The sequence below is a fragment of the Povalibacter sp. genome (assembly GCF_036520495.1).
In the GTDB taxonomy this organism is placed as follows: Bacteria; Pseudomonadota; Gammaproteobacteria; order Steroidobacterales; family Steroidobacteraceae; genus Steroidobacter.
On the sequence record NZ_DATDJO010000076.1, the window covers coordinates 1 to 20,005 of the forward strand.

Below are 20,005 nucleotides of genomic sequence, written 5' to 3' on the forward strand. Positions count from 1 at the left end.
ACCAATGCTGTGTTACATCTGCTCGCGATTGCGCATTCCGCCAACATTCCACTGGAGCTCGACGACTTCACTCGCATCGGCAAGAAAGTGCCGGTGCTCGCCGACCTGCGCCCGAGCGGGCGCTACTCGATGTCGGAGCTGATCCGGATCGGCGGCATCCAGCCGCTGATGAAGTCGCTGCTCGACGCCGGCTTCCTGCACGGCGACTGCCTCACCGTGACCGGCAAGACGCTCGCCCAGAACCTGAAGCCAGTGAAGCCATATCCGAAGAACCAGGACATCGTCCATGCGTTCAACGACCCGATCAAGGCCGAGAGCCACCTGGTCATTCTGTACGGCAACCTTGCACCGGAAGGCGCGGTCGCGAAGATCACGGGCAAGGAAGGACTGTCGTTTACCGGTACCGCACGCGTCTTCGACGGCGAGGAGCGTGCCCTGCAGGCGATTCTCGACGGCGTCGTGGTTGAAGGTGACGTCGTGGTGATCCGTCAGGAAGGACCGAAGGGCGGTCCCGGCATGCGCGAGATGCTGAGTCCGACCAGCGCCATCGCGGGGCGCGGACTCGCAGGAAAAGTCGCCCTGATCACCGACGGCAGATTCTCCGGCGGCAGCCGTGGCTTCGTCGTCGGTCACATCTCGCCCGAGTCGGCAGTCGGTGGTCCGATCGGCCTGCTGCGCGACGGCGATGAGATCACCATCGACGCAGTGAGCCGCGAGATTCGCTGCGCCGTCAGCGACAGCGAGTTCGCCGTGCGCCGCAAGTCGTGGAAAGCGCCAGAGCCGTACACCCGTCGCGGCGTGCTGGCGAAATACGCGCGCAGCGTCAGCAGTGCCTCGCAAGGCGCAGTGACGGATGCGGACTAACCAGTGACCGGGACGATCCTCCTCGATCAATCGGAAGTCCTCGCGGCGATCGACATGCGCGAGGCTCTGACTGCGGTCGAGGAAATTTTCCGCCTGCATGGACGCAGGCAAGTGCAGATGCCCGCGAAGGTCTATCTCGAACTTCCCGGCGGCGATGTTCGCGCCATGCCCGCGTACGCTGCGCCGCTCGGTTACGCGTCGATCAAGAACATCAACATGCATCCGGGCAATCGCGATGTGCCGTCCATCGTCGGTACCCTGACGTTGTTCGATCCGCCGACCGGTATGCCGCTCGCGATCATGGACGCCACTGCGATCACGCGACTGCGCACCGGTGCAGCCGCGGGCGTGGCGACACGCTTCCTCGCGCGTGCTGACGCCACGGTGCTGTCATTGATCGGCGCCGGCAATCAGGCGCTGACGCAGATCGAAGCCGTCCTGGCCGTGCGGCCGCGCATCGCCCGGATCATGGTTTACGACGTGGATCGTGAACGCGCGACACGTCTTGCGCTGGCTGCGACCGATCGTTTCCGCGTGGTCGTGCAGATTGCAGGTTCGGTGGAGGAGGCCGTCCGGGCCGCCGACGTGCTGACGACCATCACGCCGACACGAGCACCGATCGTGCTGGCCGAGTGGGTCAAGCCGGGCACGCACATCAACGCAATCGGTGCCGATGCAGCAGGCAAACAGGAGTTGCAATCGCAGCTCACCACCTCCGCTCGTATCGTGGTCGACGAAATGGACCAGGCGACCCATAGCGGCGAAGTGAATGTCCCATTGAGCGAAGGCGTTCTGGAAGCAAGCGATATCTACGCCGAACTCGGACACATCGCCGCCGGAGCGAAGACGGGCAGACTGAATCCGAACGACATCACGATCTTCGATTCCACGGGTCTCGCGCTGCAGGATCTGGCCTGTGCCGCTCACGTGTACCGCAAGGTAGTTGCCTCCGGGCAAGAGCTGCGCAGGTTCAACTTCCTGCAGTAGCTGCAGCGAGCGTGATGCCGTTCGCGCATCAGGCTCCGGCGCCCGTATGCGGGATTGCGTACAGCGGGATTGCGTACAGCGAGTTTGCGAGCCTCATCGATCCAGGCATGACTCGCCAATAGGGTCCGGTCTGTACATACGCCGCCCAGAACTCCCGCATCCCGACCATCCCGATCGAAGTGGCAATCACTGCGAGCCGGCTCGTTGATGTCGCAAACCGATTACCCGATTCGCCTGCGCTGGAAATTACGCCAGCGCCATTGGCGCCGCGGGTCCTGAATCACCGGGCTCGTCCCCGGGGGGCGCGATCCATGCGTTGTCATTTCATACGCGCAACGCGTCCGATCTCGTGTACATGCTCAGCGGCACACGATTCGATCCTGACAGCGATTTAAACAATCCCGATGCATGCAGCACACAGGCGCGGATGCCGCCGCAACGTCATTCCATGCATGCTCGGAGAGCTGTGTTTTCCCAATAAATATCAAACAGATAGTTGACGTTGATAAGTCTCCTGCTGCGGCATTATGTGATCAGTGGGAATCCCGATCTGCACACGTATTCTTCGCCGCGTGCGGGCCTCTTTGTGTGCAACTCTGTTATGGCCGTATCCCGCGCGTATACACTCGACGCCACCGGGCCCGCAAAGGGCTCTCCAGCATTTTCGAAGGAAGATCATGGCAAAGGCAGTGGATAAGGCATACCAGACGGTGCGCGAACGCATCGTCCGCGGCGTGTATCCGGCATCAACGCGAATCACCGAGCAGGAAGTGGCCGCCGCCGCAGGCGTCAGCCGGACGCCGGTTCGTGAGGCGTTGCGCAAGCTACACGCCGAAGGTTTGCTCGTTTTCATCCCGCATCAGGGCGCCATCGTTACCGAATGGACCACCGAGGAGCGCGACGACGTATTCGAGCTGCGCGCATTGCTCGAGGCATACGGCGCAGCGCGAGCTGCTCGTCGCCTGACTCCGGAAGGAATCGCCGAGCTGCGCCAGCTCGCAGAGGATCAGTATCACGAGACACTCAGCAAGCGCGAAGGCTACCTGGAGCGCATTGGCGATCTGAACAGTCAGTTTCATCGTCGCATTCAGGAATGTTCCGGCAGCTCGCGCCTGGTGAATGCCTTGTCGTCGCTGATCGAAGCGCAGCTCGTGATGAAGATGTTCGAGTCGTATCAGGATGAGGACCTGATCCGTAGCGCATCGCATCATCTGGAAATCGTGCGTGCTCTGGAGGCTCGCGATCCGGATTGGGCGGCGGCGTTGATGCGGTCGCACATTCTCGGCGCGCGCGGCGCGTTGCGACTGCTGTAGACAGGAAGTTCTCCGCGCGTCAGTAATGCACGCGGAGGAACGCAGGAACAGATCGGGTCCTCTGCGCGAGCGTGGACCCGATTACTTTGCGCACTGGCTTTTTGGGGCGCCCGGAAGCATTCTCCTGCCCCTCTTTCCTCAATGCTGCGCAGCGAAACCGCTCGCCGGCCATTTACCTCATCAAAGGATCCATGCCATGACCATCAAAGTCGGCGACAAGATGCCATCGGGAACACTGACACTCGCGACGAAGGACGGTCCCCAGAAGATCAGCACGGACGACTATTTCAAGGGCCGGAAGGTCGTGCTCTTCTCGGTGCCTGGCGCGTTCACGCCGACCTGCGATGCCAAGCATCTGCCGGGATTCGTGGAGCAGGCAGGTGCTCTCAAGGGCAAGGGCGTCGACAAGATCGCTTGCCTCTCGGTCAACGACGCCTTCGTGATGAAGGCCTGGGGCAAATCACAGAACACCGAAGACAAGGTCGACATGCTTGCCGACGGCAACGCCGATTACACGAAGGCTCTCGGACTGGAGATGGACGCCAGCGGCTTCGGCATGGGCACGCGCGGCCAGCGCTTCGCCATCGTGGTGGACGACGGCGTGGTCAAGCAGCTCAATGTGGAAGCGAAAGGGGAGTTCAAGGTGTCGAGTGCGGAGCATGTTCTTGCTCAGCTGTAGCTGAGCAAGAGGCCAACTGGTCGACTGGCTAGCCGGCCGACTGGCAAGAGCGGAAAAGAAAAGGGGACGAGCGATCGTCCCCTTCTTGCTCTGGCCGGTGGCCGGTGGCCAGTTACCCGATGAGCCGATGAGCCGTCCGGCTCATCCCAGTGCCTTCTCCAGCTCCGGCACGATCGTAAATAGATCACCAACGAGCCCGATGTCCGCAACTTCGAAGATTGGCGCTTCGGGGTCCTTGTTGATCGCGACGATGGTGCGTGCGTCCTTGATGCCGGTCAGGTGCTGGATGGCGCCTGAGATACCGACGGCGACGTACAGCTCTGGCGCGATGATCTTGCCCGTCTGGCCGACCTGCAGATCGTTGGCGGCGTAGCCCGCGTCCACGGCAGCACGCGAAGCGCCCACGCCTGCGCCGAGCTTGTCGGCGAGTCCGACGATGATCTTGAAGTTGTCGGCGCTGCCCACGGCGCGACCGCCGGAGACCACCTTGGCGGCCGTCTGCAGATCCGGACGACCGGTCTTCGCTGCAGAGCGTTCGATGAAGCGCGTGTGAGTCGGCAGCTCAGCATTGACGCTGACGGCTTCGACCGCGGCGCTGCCGCCTTCGGCCACGGGCTGGAACGATGCAACGCGGACGGTGGCGACGACTTTCTTATCCGCAGCGGCTTCGACGCTGACAATGGCGTTGCCGGCGTAGATCGGGCGACGGAATTTGTAAGCCGATTCCGCGGCCATGATGTCGCTCAGCTGGCCGACGCCGAGGAGGGCGGCGACGCGGGGCATGAGATCCTTGTCGAACGTGGTCGACGGTCCGAATACGTGCGTGTAGTTCGCAGCGAGGGCGGCGACCTGCGGTGCCAGAACGGCGGCCAGCGGTTCCGCATTGGCTGCGTTCTCCACCGTCAGCACTTTCTTCACGCCCTGGAGGGCGGCCGCTTGCGTGGCGACTGCAGATGCATCGGCGGCGAAAACCGCGATATCGACTTCCGCGCCTTCGATCTTGCTGGCGCAGGCCACGCACTTGGCGGTCGCTGGATTGAGTTTGCCGCCGGTGTGTTCGGCGACGATGAGAATTCTGGTCATTAGATCAGCCCCTTCTGCTTGAGCGCCGACACGAGTTCGCCGACATCCTTCACCATCACACCCTTGGAGCGTGCGGACGGCGCTTCGTACTTGAGAGCCTTGAACTGGCTGGCGGTGTCGACACCGAGATCTGCAATGGGCAGGACGTCGAGCGGCTTCTTCTTCGCCTTCATGATGTCGGGCAGCTTCACGTAGCGCGGCTCGTTGAGGCGCAGATCGGTGGTGATGACCGCTGGCAGGTCGACCTCGAGCGTTTCGAGACCGGCATCGACTTCGCGAGTGACCTTGGCTTTGCCGCTATCGAGTTCCACCTTGGAGGCAAACGTCGCCTGCGGACGATTCCAGAGGGCGGCCAGCATCTGACCGGTCTGGCTGTTGTCGTCATCGATGCCCTGCTTGCCGAGCAGCACGATCTGCGGGCCTTCTTTCTCGATGAGCTTCAGGAAAATCCTGGCTGCGGCGAGCGGCTCCACGGCGGCGTCGCTCTGCACGAGGATGGCGCGGTCGGCGCCCATGGCGAGACCGGTGCGCAGCTGCTGCTGGGTGTCGGTCGGACCGATGCTGGCAACGATCACTTCCGTGGCACCGCCTTTTTCCTTGATGCGCAGGGCTTCTTCGAGCGCAATCTCATCGAACGGATTGATGCTCATTTTCACGCCTTCAGTCACGACACCCGTGCCGTCGGGTTTCACGCGCACGCGGACGTTGTAGTCCACGACGCGCTTGAGGCCAACCAGAATCTTGCTCACGCCGCGCTCCAAATGATGTGCCAAAGAATGTGCGAGTACCGTCTCAAAGGGATGGCCGCCTCCCGCCGGGCAGCGGCCGGGCAAGCTAACGGAACACGCCCTCGGAGTCAACGCGCATCCGACGCGCTGCAGCTGAGGTTACCCGTTGATCTGCGAGGAAATTCCGTAGTCCGGAACGCACCGCAAAAAGACTCGTCGGCACGTCGGCAGCGCCGCCCGCTAAACTGCCGGCCCGGTTGGAAATCCGAACAGATGGGGACTCATGCCTGACTCACTTGGCCCGCGCCTGAAAATCGGCGTCATTGCGCCTGCCACCAACACGATCGTACAGCCCGAGTTCGACGCGATGCGTCCGCCGGGCATCTCGAATCAGCTGACTCGCGTAGTCATCCCGGATACGCCCGTGGGCACGGAGGACGAGTTCGCCCAGATGATGAGCACGGTGCGGGCCTCGGTCGAGACCGCGATCGATACGGTCATGGCCTGCGCACCAGCCACCGTCATCATGGCGCTGAACGCGGATACCTTCTGGGAAGGCACCCTCGATGCCGCGGGTCTGCAGAGTCACCTCGAGTCCCGGGCGCATGTGAAAGTGATTCTTGGCGCCCAGGCCTGCTACGCGGCGATGCAGCGATACGGCGGCATCCGCCGCATCAGCCTCATCACACCCTACATGCCTTCGGGCGACGCGCAGGTCCGCCGCTCGTTCACCGACTCCGGCTTCGAGGTCGTGAACCTGCTCGGCCTGAAGAGCAACAGTCCGCTGCTCATGGCCCACGAATCGCCCGAACGCCTGCGTCGCGCCGTCCGCGAAGTCGACGACCCCAGTGTCGAGCTGATCCTGCAGGTCGGCACCAATCTCGCCTTCGGCCGTGTCGCGGCCGAGGCCGAACGCTGGCTGGGCAAGCCAGTGCTGGCAGTGAACACCTGCACGTACTGGCAGGCACTGCGAAGCAACGGCATCGAGGACAGGATGGAGGGGTTTGGATCGTTGCTGATGGAGCACTGAACCGCCAACTGGCCGACTGGCTAACCGGCAGGCTGGCCGGATCCGGAATCACTGGCGTTGCGATCGCTTGGCCCGATCGGACTCACTGTGATCCTCGCCGCACTTGCCGGGTGTGCCGGGTGTACCGCGCAATGATTCTGTTATCTTTCTGGCCAGTAGCCCCGTTTGCCAGCCGGCCAGTTAGCCCTTACATCCCATGCGCACCATCCGTCCCAGCTCCAGCCTCGCCAATGTCCGCTACGAAATCCGTGGGGACCTGGCGCGGCGAGCGCATGAGATGGAACGCCTGGGGCACGACATCATTGCGCTGAACATCGGCAATCCGGGGCTGTTCGGCTTCCGCACGCCAGAGACGATGCGGCTGGCGATGATCGAGAATCTGCGCGCGAGCGAGGCCTATTCGCATCAGAAGGGCATCTTCCCGGCTCGTGAAGCGGTCGTCATGCAGCAGCAGAGTCGCGGCGTACGCGGCGTGACGGCGGATGAGGTCTACATGGGCAATGGCGTGAGCGAGCTCATCGATCTCGTGCTCCGCGCGCTGCTGTCCGCTGACGACGAAGTGCTGGTGCCGACTCCCGACTATCCGTTGTGGACCGCGGCCGTGAATCTGAATCGTGGCCGGGCAGTGCACTATCCCTGTCGTCCCGAGCGCGGCTTCGAGCCCGACCCGGCGGAAATCGAGTCTCTGATCACGAGCCGCACGCGTGCGATCGTCGTCATCAATCCGAACAATCCCAGCGGCGCCGTCTATTCGCGTGCGACGCTCGAAGCCATTGCGAGACTGGCCGAGAAGCATCACCTGGTCGTGTTCAGCGACGAGATCTACGACCAGATCCTCTACGACGGTGCCGAGTTCATACCGATGGCCACGCTCGTGCACGGCACGCTGTGCGCCACGCTGTCCGGCCTGTCCAAGGTCTATCGGGCGTGCGGTTACCGGGTCGGCTGGGTCTCGTTCTCCGGCGAGGTCGAGCCTGCGCGTGAATATCTGAACGGTCTCGACAAGCTGTCCTCGCTGCGTCTGTGCAGCAACGTGCCGGGGCAGTGGGCCGTGCAGACGGCTCTGGGCGGCTACCAGAGCATCCATGAACTGACCCGTCCCGGCGGTCGGCTGTACCAGTCGCGCCAGGCGATTCTCGACGGCGTTGCCAACAGCAAGTACCTGCAGGTGCACGCGCCGCGCGGCGCGATCTACGCCTTCGTCGGCATCAAGGAAGGCGTGCTGCCGGATTTCGTCGATCAGCAGTTCGCAATGGACATGCTGCAACACAAGCACGTGCTGCTCGCACCGGGCAGCAGTTTCAACACGGCCTACAAAACCCACTTCCGGATTACCAACCTGCCGAACCCGGAAGTCATTGCGGATGTCTTCCAGCGTATGGAAGAAGTGCTGGACAGTTACGCGTCGGGAGCGGAGCCTGCAACCCGCACGTCCGGAATGAAAGTCGTGCCGATGAAGTAATGAAGTGGCCGCGAGGCGGTGAGCGGGCGTGATGCAGCGCCCGCAGTTCACTATCATCGCGTCCGGTTCTCTCGTTGCTTCCCACGGACTTGTCACTCAACTCACTTCTCGACCAGGGCGTTACCGTTCTCACCGCAAGTCGCCGGTTGGCGCATGCGGTGCGTCTGGCCTATGCGACTGGCGCACGTGCACGGGGCGATCGCATCTGGCTCACGCCGCGGGTACTGCCCTGGTCTGCATGGCTGCGCCAGCAACATCTCGAATCGCGTACGTCGTCGTCCAAAACAGCGGCGCGTGTCCTCAAATCCGCACAATCGAGCGCGCTCTGGGATGAGGTCGTCGCCGACAGCCGCGCCGCTGCGGAGCTTCTCAATCCCTCCAGCGCTGCCCGGCTGGCCGCGCGCAGCTGGCGGCTGCTGCACGACTATCTGATTCCGATCGACGAGCTGCAGGCATTCGATACGCCGGAGGCTGAGGCACTGTTGGCGTGGAGTAGCGAGTTCGCGAGCCGCTGTGAGGCCCTCGGGGCCATCGACGAATCCCGTCTGCCACAGTGGGCGTTCGACTCCGGGCTGGAACCGACCGAGCGAATCGTCTTTGCCGGCTTCGACACGATGCCGCCAGCCATGCATCGGCTCTGCGAGCGATGGCGACACACCGGACTGATCGCCGACATCGACACCGATGCATCGACACGGGCCGTCGTCAGCGTCGTCGAAGCGACCGGTCTCGACACCGAACTCGTCATGGCCGCGCATTGGGCGCGTGAACAGGTGGAGGCGGGGAGCACCAGCGTCGGCATCATCGTGTCCAACCTGCAGGGACGTCGGGACGAAGTGCGACGGGCATTCGAGGACGTGCTCTCGCCGGGATCGCGCCGTACCCAGGCCGAGACGGCACCACTGCCCGCCATCATCGCCGCACCTGCGCCGCTGTCGTCGTATCCGCTGGTCGATGCGGCCTTGCTGATGCTGCAGACGATGGTCGGCAATGCTGCCAGCACGCAGGCCGGCAGAGTCCTGCGCTCGCCGTTCATCCGCGGCGGACAGCAAGAGCGGGCCGTGCGCGCGCTGGCGGATCTGCGTCTGCGCGAAGAACAGCGCGAAGGCTGGGACTGGCCCAAGCTCGAGCGTTGGGCGGGCATGACCGGCTGCGAACAGCTGCTGCTGGCGGCACGCGATCTCAATGCCATTGCGCGAACACTGCCGGGCAAGGCGCTCGCGAGCGAATGGGCCGAGCGCTTTCACGAGATCCTGCGCAGTATCGGCTGGCCCGGTGATCGCTCCCTCAACAGCGCCGAGCATCAGACCGTACGCAAATTTCAGGAGACACTCGCGGAATTCGGCGCGCTCGACGCAATCGTCGGACCGATGCGACTGCAGCGCGCGATCGGCCGGTTGAGCGATGTTCTCGGTGACACGCCGTTCGAGCCCGAAACCGTCGATGCAGCGATCACGGTGATCGATACCGCGACCAGCGCCGGCATGCGCTTCGATGCGCTGTGGGTCGTCGGTCTCGATGCCGATCGCTGGCCCGCAGCCGTGAACCCCGACTCGCTCATTCCACTGGAGCTGCAGCGAGCAGCAGGTATTCCCGAAGCCACTGCCGCGGGTGTGTTACGACTGGCATCGACACAGCTCGAACGCTGGCAGCGCAGCGCGAACCGGTTGGTGCTCAGCTGGGCGTCACGCGATGGCGATATCGAACTCAGTCGCAGTCCATTGCTCGGTCGAATAGCCGCCGCCGATGATCAGTTGCCAATGTCAGCGTCGCCGGTCATGGCTCTGCGCGAACTGCTGTTCAACGAGCGTCCCGCGATGCAGATGATCCTGGATGATCGTGCGCCGCCGGTACCGGCGCAGGCGACACGTGGCGGCGCGCGGACACTGGAGCTGCAGTCGCGTTGTCCATTTCGCGCGCAGGCCGAGTTGCGGCTGCGGGCCAAACAGATGCCGAGAGTCGTGGTCGGCATCCAGCCGCTCGACCGTGGTGCGATCCTCCACGAAGTACTTGCAGAGTTGTGGGGCGAGTGGCGCACGCAGCAGCGACTGCTGGCAATCGACGATGCCACGCTGGAACGCCGCGTCCATGAAGCTGCACATCGGCACGTGCTGCAAGCGCTCGCAATCGACACGCCGTCGCGCAATCGGCTGGCCATGCTGGAGATCGAGAGCGTCGTGCGTCAGATCGTACGGCTGCTGCAACAGGAAAAGCTGCGTCCTGGATTCACCGTGCATCTGGCGGAGACATCCGAGCAGTACGTGATCGGCGACCTGTCGATCACACTGCGGCCCGACCGGATCGACGCCCTGGATAGCGGCGGCGAACTGCTGATCGATTACAAGCTCGGCGCCAGCCACAAGCAGCGCGACTGGTTCGATGCATTGCCGGGTCGTCCACGACGCCCGCAATTGCCGTTGTACGGTCTCGCGCGTGGTGAGCAGCTTCGCGGCCTCGCATATGTCGTGCTGGCTCCCGGTGCTGTCGAGTATCGCGGCTGGAGCGACGGCACGCCGATCGCCGAAGGCGTCGTGGCGTACCCGACCGGCCTGCGCATCGATCTCGGCGACCCGAGCGATTGGGATGCCTTGCTGCATCACTGGAAGTTCACCTTGACGCGGCTGGCCGAGCGCTACGTGGCTGGCGACGCGATGGTCGATCCGTTGCCGCAGGAGTGCGCCACCTGTCATCTGAGCACACTGTGCCGCATCAACGAGAGCACCGTGGATTCGAACGATAACGATAAGGAGGTCGGTCGCGATGACGAGTGATGCGGCTGCCAGAAGCGCGGCGCTCGATCCGCGACGTTCATTCATCGTCCAGGCCCCCGCGGGATCCGGAAAAACGGAGTTGCTGACGCAGCGCTACCTGCGGCTGCTGGGCACGGTCGAATCGCCGGAACAGATTCTGGCGATCACGTTCACCCGCAAGGCGGCGGCGGAAATGCGCGCGCGCATCCTGCTGGCGCTGGAGGCCGCGAATGGGCCGGCGCCGGAGTCGGCCCACAAACGCGCAACCTGGGAACTCGCACGCGCCGTGCGTCAGGCGGACGTTCGTTACGGTTGGCAGCTGATGGAGCATCCGGCGCGACTGCGCCTGCAGACGATCGATGCGCTCAATGCATCGCTCGCGCGACGGCTGCCCATGCTGGCCGGAACAGGCGCATCGATCGAGCCGACCAGCGATCCCGACCCACTGTATGAAGCGGCCGGCCGGCGCCTGATCGAACGACTCGGCGATGGCTCCGGCGCGTCGCAACAGCTCGAACTGCTGATCGTGCATCTCGGCAATCGGGTCGACCGACTCATTGCAATGCTCGGGGAGGTGCTGCGCAAGCGTGATCAATGGCTGCGGCCGGTGGTTGAGGCGCGCGCCAGCATCGATCTGCGCGAGGTACTGGAGGCGACGTTGCGTCGCGTCGTGCAAAGGCATCTCGCTGTGCTGTGCGAAGGCCTCGGCGCCGACCGGGTGCGCGAACTGTTCGAGCTGCTGCAGTACTCGGCGCGCAATCTGCTGGAAGGTTCGATCGATCCTGCACGCCGCGCCGCACTGGAACAGTGTGTAGCCGCGACACAGATCCCGGGTGCCGACAGCGCCTGCCTCGACCTGTGGCGCGCCCTGGTCGCGATGGTGCTCAAGCAGGACGGCGAGGTGTACTCCAAGGTCGACAAGCGCCATGGATTTCCGACCACGGACCGGGCCACGAAGGAGCGCATGACCGGCATGCTCGCGTGGCTCGGCGGCCATACGTTGCTGTGCGAGCAACTCCTCGACGTACGCACGCTGCCCAACGCCGCCTATGGCGAAGATCAGTGGCGCACGCTGCAGGCTTTGCTGGAACTGTTGCCCGAAGCCGTCGCCGAGCTGCAGATGGAGTTCCAGGCGCAGGGCAAGGCTGACTATGTCGAGGTATCGCTGCGCGCTCTGCGCGCACTGGGCACGGAAGACGAACCGACGGATCTTGCGCTGGCCTTCGACAATCGCCTGCAGCACATCCTCGTCGATGAATTCCAGGACACATCGTTCTCGCAGCGCGATCTGCTGCAGCAGCTGATCGCCGGCTGGACACCGGACGATGGGCGCACGCTGTTCTGCGTCGGCGATCCCATGCAGTCCATCTATCGCTTCCGTCAGGCAGAGGTCGGACTGTTCATCGAGATGCAGTCCACAGGGCTGGGCAACGTCCCACTGGAGCCGCTGCGTCTCGAAGCGAACTTCCGTTCCACTCCCACGCTCGTCGAGTGGGTGAACGCGGTATTTCCTGCGGTGCTGTCGTCGAGCAACGATGCCGAGCAGGGTGCGGTCAGGTACAGCCCCAGCACGGCGGCGCTCACCGGCGAATCCGCCGGCGTCAAAGTTCATGCCTTCGTCAATGCCGATGCCGGCGAGGAAGCGCAGCGGGTGACGGCCATCGTCCGCGACGCCCTGGCACGCGACGATTCCGGACGCGTCGCCATCCTGGTGACAGCGCGTACGCACGTCGATGCCATCGCGCAGGCGCTGGCTATCGCCGGCATCGAGTTTCGCGCTGTCGAGATTGAACAGCTGCGGGACCGCTCCGTCGTCCAGGATCTCATTGCGCTCACGCGTGCCTTGATTCATCTCGCCGATCGAACTGCATGGCTCGCCGTGCTGCGGGCTCCGTGGTGTGGCCTGACGTTGGCCGACCTGCACACGCTGGCCGCCTGGCCGACGTTCGTCGTGGATGAAGCGATAACGTCGGAACTCACTGCGGAGGAGTCGTCACTGTCTGCGGATGGGCGCGCGCGGTTGGTCAGGGTGCATGAGGTCCTGACTGCTGCACTCGCGGAGCGGGGCCGCTGGGCACTGCGCATCTGGGTCGAGCGGACCTGGAATGCACTGGGCGGACCCGCCACGCTCACACGCCTCGACGATCTGGACGATGCGCAGTCGTTCCTGCAACGACTCGACGAGATCGAAATCACGGGCGATCTTGAAGACGTGGCGCGCCTCGAAGACCAGCTGCGACGGCTGTTCGCGAGTGGCCAGGTCCATGGCGAGCCGCGTGTCGAGATCATGACCATCCACGCAGCCAAAGGTCTGGAGTTCGAAACCGTCATCCTGCCTGGACTGCAACGCAAGATGCGGGCCGAGGATCGCGAGCTGCTGCGCTGGACTCGCATCGCCGGCAAACAGGGCGGCATGGTGATGGCGCCTGTGAAGGAAGAGGGCAGCGACAGCGATCCGATCTATCGCTGGATCGAGCTCCTCGAACGGCAACGCATCGTTCGCGAACGCGCGCGGTTGCTGTATGTGGCGGCGACCCGGGCCAAGCACGAGCTGCATCTGCTGGGCAGTGTCCAGGCGAGCGAGCGCGGCGGCGAAATGGTCATTCGAGAGCCGTTGCCGGGTTCGATGCTGCGCATGCTGTGGAGTGCGGTCGTCAACGAATTCGAGTCGGCCGCGCCTGCTGCGGGCACTCAGTCTTCGCACGCCGTCGAGCCAGTGCAGAAGCTGCGCCGGCTGCCCATCGACTGGCGCGCTCCGGAGATGGAAGAAGTCGTGACGACGCCCGACGTGGCCGTCATCGATATCGAAGCCCAACCGCCGGTGTTCGACTGGGTTTCCGAAACCAGCCGTCACGTCGGTACGGTCGTACATCGCGAGATCGAGCGGCTGTGCCGATCAGGGCGCGTTCCTTCCGATGAGTCCGACCAGCGCAGGCGAATGATGCTCGAACTCGCCGAGCTGGGCGTGCCTCCGGATCGTTGCGCCGCCGCTTGCGACCGCGCCATCGCCGCGATGCAGAGCACGCTGCAGGATGAGCGGGGACGCTGGCTGCTCGGCATCGACAGTGCAATCACCGATTCCGCATCGGAGCTGGCATTGAGCGGTGTGGTCGACGGCCAGATCATCGAGGGCATCATCGATCGGACCTTCGTCGACGAAGCAGGAACCCGCTGGGTGGTCGATTTCAAGACCAGCGCTCACGAAGGCGGCGGTCTCGAACAGTTCCTGGACGAAGAGTCGGTTCGCTACCGGCCGCAGTTGATGCGCTACGGGAGGTTGATGCGGTTGTTTGACGGTGCGCGAAAAGTGCGGGCGGCGCTCTACTTCCCGCTACTGCGCGCGTGGCGCGAAATCGGCATCGACTGACAAGGCGGATCTGATTCCGATTCAGAGCTGCCCTTCGAGCCCCAGCACGCGGGCGAACCAGGCCTGGAAGCGGCGCCCGACGCCGGCCTTCGGGTCGGAGTCGAAGTTCTCGTTGCCGTCCGTCCAATGGAGTCTGTCGTTCTGCAGGGTCACGTGCCACGCATGGTCCCCGGTGGTCTGACTGGTGAATATGTCCTCGAGCTGTCGGGCGAGCACTTCATTTTCGACGAGCACGCCCTGTTCGCAATTCAGCCAGGTCGACCGCGGATCGAGGTTGTAGCTGCCGACGAACAACATGCGGTGATCGACTGCAAAGGCCTTGGTGTGCAGGCTCGCGCCGGATGAACCAAACAGACTGGAGTCGATTTCCTCCCCCGGCTGCGGCTTGAGTTCCCAGAGCTGCACTCCGCCCTCCAGCAACCGCGGTCGATAACCCGAATAGCCGCCGTGTACGGCGGCCACATCGTTGGCGACCAGCGAGTTGGTGAGAATCCGCACCTGCTTGCCTGATTTCGCGACGGAAACCAGTCCGTCGGTACCCACGTCACCCGGAACGAAGTACGGCGAGATGATGCTCGCCTGTGACTGTGTCGCCTGCAGTTCGGGCAGGAGAATTGCAGCGACGTGCATTTGCTTCGCGTCGCGTTTTGTCATCGTGACCTTGCCCGGATCGTCCGACACGAAGCGATACGTGTGGGCCCATTCGATCGGCCAGTCGCCCGCCGCCATGCGTTTGATCGCATTGTCTTCCCGAAGCGTCTTCGCGTAGCGGCTGTTACCGGCATCCTTCAGCGTTTCCGCCAGACGACTGCGCAACTTCTGCAGCTCGGCATCGCTGACCGCCTGCTTGTCGAGAAACTCCATCGGGTAGGCGGATGCCGAATTCCAGTATTTGTCGAATGAGGCGGAAGCGTCACGGACGACGGGACCCAGCATCGCGAAGTCGAGATCGATGAAGTTCACTTCGTCACTGGCACCGAAGTATTCATCGCCGATATTGCGGCCGCCGGCGACGGCGATCCGGTTGTCCGCGATCCACGTCTTGTTGTGCATGCGACGGTTGATGCGCTTGAAGCTGCTCAGGCCTTCACTGACGAAACCGAGGAAGCCGCTGCGCGATGCGAAGGGATTGAACAGTCTCACATCGATATTGGGATGAGCGCTCAGGGCTGCGAATCCTGAATTCTTCGCGCGCGCATCCATGTCATCGACCAGCAATCGGACCTTGACGCCGCGATCCGCTGCTGCGAGCAGTTCCTGAGCGATGATCCCGCCGGTGAGATCGGCATGCCAGATGTAGGTCTGGACATCCAGGCTGCGTCCGGCCATCCGCGCACTCTGCACACGGACGGCAAAGGCTTCCGGTCCTTCCTTCAGCAAACGGAACGCAGACTGTCCGGCGCGTCGTGACTCCGCATCGTGCAGGAGGCGGTCGAGTTCGGTGCTCTCAGCACTCACCGGCAGTGCCTTCTCGACCGGCAGCGCAGGTCGATCCTGAAGTGATGAGCACGCTGCAAGCGCAAATGCTGCGAGCACGACGATGAGGTGCGACCTGCTGATGCAGGTCGACTGCGACGGCGCCGCACGGCGGATTGTTCTCATGACGGTCTCTGCGCGATCGCGGCGATCCCACCGCGATGATGTCGAGGGTGATAGCTGTATTTTCCGAACGCTGCGCCATGCCCGCACCCTCGCCATCGCAGGATCGTCAACTTCCGAGCAGCATCTTGACCAGATTCGGCATGCCTGCGCCCTGATGCATACGATCACGCTTCAGGTCCGTGCAGGCGCCGAGCAGGATTTCCCTGATGCGTTCAGGATAGCCGATGAACTCACGTCTTGCCGACAGGAAGCAGGCCACGACTCCTGACACGTGCGGTGCCGCCATGCTGGTGCCGCTCATCGCCACGTAGAGATTCGCACGCGTCATCGTCTTCGGGTTCGCGCCGGCGCGACACGACACGATGCGTTCGCCGGGCGCGACCAGATCGGGTTTGCAGCGGCCGTCGGCCGTCGGGCCGCGGGAACTGAAATACGAAACACCGTACAGATGTGGCTTGGACTTGTGGATGGACCCGACCGCCAGGGCCTCGTCGAGATTCGCGGGATCTCCGATCGACAGATCGGTATTGAGGCCGATGGTTTCATCGCCCTGTTGCAGTTCCAGGTAGCCCTCGTTGCCAGCCGCGAGCACGACCACCACACCCTGGCGCCAGAGTTTGCGCAGTTGCTTGCAGATCGGCGTGTCGCCGCAGCCGAAAGCCTCGGGATCGAAGGCGCCACCCAGGCTCAGATTGACGCCGTGAATGACCAGCGACGCTCCACTACGGTTGCTGTCGTAGATGTGATCGAGCGCCTTGATGATCTTCGCATCGCTGCCACGGCCCTCATCGTTGAGAACTTTGTAGGAGTGCAACGTTACCGCGGGAGCGATCCCGCTGATGCCCAGCTCTGCGATCCGGCCGGCGATGATCCCTGAGACGTGCGTGCCATGTCCGTTGCCGTCGACGCCGACGCGCGGTGCGTTCTTCGCATCCCATTCGCGTATCGCCCCCGGACTCAGGCAATCGAAGACGCGACCGATGTTCGAACCGGCAGTGCCGTACGAGAAGTGCGGATGCAACGGGTCGATGCCCGTATCCAGCACGGCCCACGTGATGCCCTGTCCGCGCGAGTCGTAGCCGCGGTGCGCAGTGGCGCATTGCAGGACATTGATGGACTGGTCGAGGAGGGCGCGTTTGCGCGCGTTGCGGAAGACGCGATACACCGAGTCCAGATGCAGTTCCGTCGACATGCGCTCGATCTCGGTCCGCGTGAGTTTGGCTGACACGTAACTGGCGAGCGGCTCGAGATCGACGTCGTCTTCTGACAATCGTGGTCGGGTGTCGCGGAGCGCCTTCCTGATCCAGCCAACGACATCCTCCCGCACATCGTCTGCCGGGCGCGAGGCACTACCGGGCTCGAACTGATCGCGCAGTTCGATCAAGACCGCGTGGCGCTCCTCTGCAGCACCGGCTTCCATCTGGCTGACGAGATCGCGCGCGATGGTGAATGGCGCGATGCGCTGGAACAGCTCGCGATCGATCGTCGAGCGAACGGGTCCGCGTACTTCGGGCAGCCGCAGATAGCCTGAGCCGGAATGCGGATCGCGCGGCGAGTCGGCATTCCACTGTTCGAAGTCCTCGACGGACACGCCCCCGGTCGGCGAGTAGTCACCCCGCAACCGCTTGTCGGCGCAGACCGGATCGAGCGGATCGGCAACGTTCACCCAGCGTTTGACCACGCCTGGAACGCCGAGACCCTTTTTTTGATTCGTGATGACTTTGAGCTGATCCTGCACCTCCTCGAGCCCAAGCGGCGAACCGATCGTGATCAGAAGATCGATCTCGATGCCATCCGCGCTGGTCAAGCTGCTCAATGCATCATAGGCCACCATCGAACCCTGACTGTGCGCGATGACGATGAACGGACCGCCGCCCGTGCGCAGGCGCGACAGGACGCTCTCGCGCATCGCATCCCGGCGTTCCTTGACGAACAGGAATTCGTTGACGTCCTTGAGGAAGGCCTTGGTGATACGGCGTGTGATGAACTCGCGCAGGGGCGCCGGCAAGGGCAGTACGCGCGCATGAAAATCCGCTGCGCCAATCTGATCTCCCAGTACCGGTTCTTCGAGTACGCGCTCGGCGATCCGGCGCAGGATGTCGCGTTCGCTTTTCTTCGCAGTGTCAGCGGGCAACAGCGGCTCGATGCCTGCATCCGCATGGGCCAGGGCGCGAATGGCAACCGCATCGGCACTTGCCGAGGCCAGGTCCTGCGTGGCATCGGCCATCTTGCAGCTGGCCTTGGTCGGCTGTGGATACAGCACGCGATTGACCCAGTACGCCATGCGACTGCGTTCGCCGAGATTGAAGCCGAACAGCGCCTCGTCCCACTGGCATTTCAGGATCTCCGGCGAGGGCTTGTTGCCGATGCCGTGCACATACAGGATCGTCCTGACCCGACCGGACTCACCGTCGGTGGTACTGAGCGCCCGCTTGCCGGACCTATCGCTTCCTCCCGGTACTGGCGGACGCCGGACCGTGGGACGCTTGGTTGCGCGGGACTTGCTGCGTTTGGTGGCCATGTGTCACTCCATTCGACGCTGACGGTTCGGTTGTTTATTCGCATGCAGGCGAGTGCAGCAGCCACAGCGGTTGTGCCCCTGATCCAGAGGATCAGCGCAAGAGACAGGTCCTCGCCAGTGTACGGAAGGCGTGTCCGGCGCTTACAGCTTCACCATGACGTGGCGCACTACGCTGTAGTCTTCGAGCGCGTACATCGACAAATCCTTGCCGTAACCCGAGCGCTTCATACCGCCATGCGGCATCTCGCTGACCAGCATGAAGTGCGTGTTGATCCATGTGCAGCCGTACTGCAATCGCGATGCGACGCGCATGCCCTTGCTCACGTCGTTGGTCCACACCGACGAGGCCAGGCCGTAGTCCGAATCGTTGGCCCAGGCGATGGCCTGGTCGGCATCATTGAAGCGGGTCACCGAGACGACCGGTCCGAAGACTTCCCGTTTGACGATCTCGTCGCTCTGTTTCGCGCCAGCGACGATCGTGGGTTCATAGAAGAAGCCGCCGCCACCGCGCACCTTGCCGCCGGTCGTGATCTCGATGTGCTTCTTGTCGGCGGCCCGCTCGACGAAGCCCGCAACGCGCGTGCGCTGCTTTGCGCTGATCAGCGGGCCCATCTCGACACCTTCGTCCGTCTGCCTGCCCACCTTGATCGATGCGACGGCGGACGTCAGGTCGGCCACGAGCTTGTCGTAGATTTTCGGTCCGGCGTAGATGCGACAGGCCGCCGTGCAATCCTGACCCGCGTTATAGAAACCGAACGTGCGCACACCGCCCACCACCGCTTCGAGATCGGCGTCGTCGAACACGATCAGCGGCGCCTTGCCGCCCAGTTCCAGATGCGTGCGCTTGGCGCCTTTCGCTGCCGCCTGTAGCACTTTTTCGCCGGTGCCGACATCGCCGGTCAGCGAGATCATCGCGACGCCAGGTTGAGAAATCAGGGAGGCACCGACCGATGCGCCTCGTCCGAAGATGACGTTGACCACCCCGGGCGGAAACAGCTCCGCCAGTTTCGTGGCTAGTTTCAGTGCAGTGAGCGGTGTCTGTTCAGAGGGCTTGATGACGACGGTATTGCCCGCAGCCAGAGCCGGCGACAACTTCCATGCGGCCATCATCAGCGGATAGTTCCAGGGTGCAATCGACGCCACGACGCCGACCGGATCGCGCCTGACCATGCTCGTAAAGCCCGGAAGATACTCGCCAGCGATCGCCCCGTGCTGGGTACGGGCAGCACCAGCGAAAAAGCGGAAGACATCCGCGATGGCAGGAATCTCGTCGGCGAGCACGGCGGCATACGGCTTGCCGCAATTGATCGATTCGAGGCGCGCGTACTCTTCGCCCTCGTTTTCGATGTGATCGGCCACCTTCAGCAGCAGCGCGGCGCGATCCTTCGGCACTGTGGCGGACCAGTTGTCGAATGCATTGGATGCAGCGTCCACGGCTGCAACGATCTGTTCTTCGGACGCTTCGGCAACCGTCGTGATGACCTTGCCTGTCGCAGGATCGAGAACGTCCTCTTTCGAGCCCTTGCCAGCGACGAACTTTCCATTGATCAGCAGCTTGGTATTCATGTCGACCTCGTCATAGGTTCACGCGGAGAGACCCGAGCAAGCGGAGAAGAATC

Annotated in this window: 13 protein-coding genes; 8 read left to right on the forward strand and 5 right to left on the reverse strand. The window is 63.4% G+C overall.

Translation table 11 applies throughout. The annotated features are described in order from the left end of the window. The 4 genes from VIZ63_RS25185 to VIZ63_RS25200 all read left to right on the forward strand — a co-directional run. The coding region (locus VIZ63_RS25185) for a dihydroxy-acid dehydratase (RefSeq protein WP_331612614.1) at positions 1–864 on the forward strand (864 nt) is incomplete at its 5' end. 3 nt (positions 865–867) lie between these two features. Then, a complete protein-coding gene (locus VIZ63_RS25190) occupies positions 868–1,851 on the forward strand; it encodes a hypothetical protein (RefSeq protein ID WP_331612616.1) in 984 nt (327 codons plus the stop codon). Positions 1,852–2,528: 677 nt separating this feature from the next. Then, positions 2,529–3,164: a GntR family transcriptional regulator gene (locus tag VIZ63_RS25195; RefSeq protein ID WP_331612617.1), complete on the forward strand. Its 636-nt coding sequence runs from the start codon at positions 2,529–2,531 to the stop codon at positions 3,162–3,164. 196 nt (positions 3,165–3,360) lie between these two features. Then, entirely contained in the window at positions 3,361–3,843 is a 483-nt protein-coding gene (locus VIZ63_RS25200) for a peroxiredoxin (RefSeq protein ID WP_331612618.1), read from the forward strand. A 141-nt stretch (positions 3,844–3,984) separates the two neighbouring features. On the opposite strand, the gene VIZ63_RS25205 is transcribed toward VIZ63_RS25200, so the two are convergent. Then, on the reverse strand, positions 3,985–4,926 hold the full coding sequence (locus VIZ63_RS25205) for an electron transfer flavoprotein subunit alpha/FixB family protein (RefSeq protein ID WP_331612619.1): 942 nt from the start codon (positions 4,924–4,926) through the stop codon (positions 3,985–3,987). Continuing rightward, positions 4,926–5,675, reverse strand: coding sequence for an electron transfer flavoprotein subunit beta/FixA family protein (locus VIZ63_RS25210; protein ID WP_331612620.1), 750 nt, complete (start codon positions 5,673–5,675; stop codon positions 4,926–4,928). The genes VIZ63_RS25205 and VIZ63_RS25210 overlap by 1 nt, the downstream gene beginning before the upstream one ends. 262 nt (positions 5,676–5,937) lie before the next feature. On the opposite strand from VIZ63_RS25210, the gene VIZ63_RS25215 reads away from it, so the two are divergent. The 4 genes from VIZ63_RS25215 to VIZ63_RS25230 all read left to right on the forward strand — a co-directional run bounded on the left by VIZ63_RS25215 (position 5,938) and on the right by VIZ63_RS25230 (position 14,263). Continuing rightward, a complete protein-coding gene (locus VIZ63_RS25215; protein WP_331612621.1) occupies positions 5,938–6,684 on the forward strand; it encodes a hypothetical protein in 747 nt (248 codons plus the stop codon). Between the two features lie 196 nt (positions 6,685–6,880). Beyond that, positions 6,881–8,146: an aminotransferase class I/II-fold pyridoxal phosphate-dependent enzyme gene (locus VIZ63_RS25220; protein ID WP_331612622.1), complete on the forward strand. Its 1,266-nt coding sequence runs from the start codon at positions 6,881–6,883 to the stop codon at positions 8,144–8,146. A 74-nt stretch (positions 8,147–8,220) separates the two neighbouring features. Next, positions 8,221–10,917, forward strand: coding sequence for a PD-(D/E)XK nuclease family protein (locus VIZ63_RS25225; RefSeq protein ID WP_331612623.1), 2,697 nt, complete (start codon positions 8,221–8,223; stop codon positions 10,915–10,917). Continuing rightward, a complete protein-coding gene (locus VIZ63_RS25230) occupies positions 10,907–14,263 on the forward strand; it encodes a UvrD-helicase domain-containing protein (protein WP_331612624.1) in 3,357 nt (1,118 codons plus the stop codon). Before VIZ63_RS25225 ends, VIZ63_RS25230 begins: the two co-directional genes overlap by 11 nt. A 21-nt stretch (positions 14,264–14,284) precedes the next feature. On the opposite strand, the gene VIZ63_RS25235 is transcribed toward VIZ63_RS25230, so the two are convergent. The 3 genes from VIZ63_RS25235 to VIZ63_RS25245 all read right to left on the reverse strand — a co-directional run bounded on the left by VIZ63_RS25235 (position 14,285) and on the right by VIZ63_RS25245 (position 19,952). Next, complete coding sequence (locus tag VIZ63_RS25235) at positions 14,285–15,865, reverse strand: phospholipase D family protein (RefSeq protein ID WP_331612625.1); 1,581 nt, start codon at positions 15,863–15,865, stop codon at positions 14,285–14,287. 106 nt (positions 15,866–15,971) lie between these two features. Then, the gene (locus VIZ63_RS25240; protein ID WP_331612627.1) at positions 15,972–18,386 is read right to left on the reverse strand and encodes a S8 family peptidase; all 2,415 of its coding nucleotides are present in this window, start codon (positions 18,384–18,386) and stop codon (positions 15,972–15,974) included. 141 nt (positions 18,387–18,527) lie between these two features. Then, complete coding sequence (locus VIZ63_RS25245) at positions 18,528–19,952, reverse strand: gamma-aminobutyraldehyde dehydrogenase (RefSeq protein WP_331612628.1); 1,425 nt, start codon at positions 19,950–19,952, stop codon at positions 18,528–18,530. Between the last annotated feature and the right edge of the window lie 53 nt (positions 19,953–20,005).

What these genes read in the sequence shown, in the direction of transcription:
- VIZ63_RS25195 (WP_331612617.1), top strand. Translation starts at nt 2,529, where the DNA reads ATGGCAAAGGCAGTGGATAAGGCATACCAGACGGTGCGCGAACGCATC.
- VIZ63_RS25200 (WP_331612618.1), top strand. Translation starts at nt 3,361, where the DNA reads ATGACCATCAAAGTCGGCGACAAGATGCCATCGGGAACACTGACACTC.
- VIZ63_RS25205 (WP_331612619.1), bottom strand. Translation starts at nt 4,926, where the DNA reads ATGACCAGAATTCTCATCGTCGCCGAACACACCGGCGGCAAACTCAAT.
- VIZ63_RS25215 (WP_331612621.1), top strand. Translation starts at nt 5,938, where the DNA reads ATGCCTGACTCACTTGGCCCGCGCCTGAAAATCGGCGTCATTGCGCCT.
- VIZ63_RS25220 (WP_331612622.1), top strand. Translation starts at nt 6,881, where the DNA reads ATGCGCACCATCCGTCCCAGCTCCAGCCTCGCCAATGTCCGCTACGAA.
- VIZ63_RS25230 (WP_331612624.1), top strand. Translation starts at nt 10,907, where the DNA reads ATGACGAGTGATGCGGCTGCCAGAAGCGCGGCGCTCGATCCGCGACGT.
- VIZ63_RS25235 (WP_331612625.1), bottom strand. Translation starts at nt 15,865, where the DNA reads ATGAGAACAATCCGCCGTGCGGCGCCGTCGCAGTCGACCTGCATCAGC.
- VIZ63_RS25240 (WP_331612627.1), bottom strand. Translation starts at nt 18,386, where the DNA reads ATGGCCACCAAACGCAGCAAGTCCCGCGCAACCAAGCGTCCCACGGTC.
- VIZ63_RS25245 (WP_331612628.1), bottom strand. Translation starts at nt 19,952, where the DNA reads ATGAATACCAAGCTGCTGATCAATGGAAAGTTCGTCGCTGGCAAGGGC.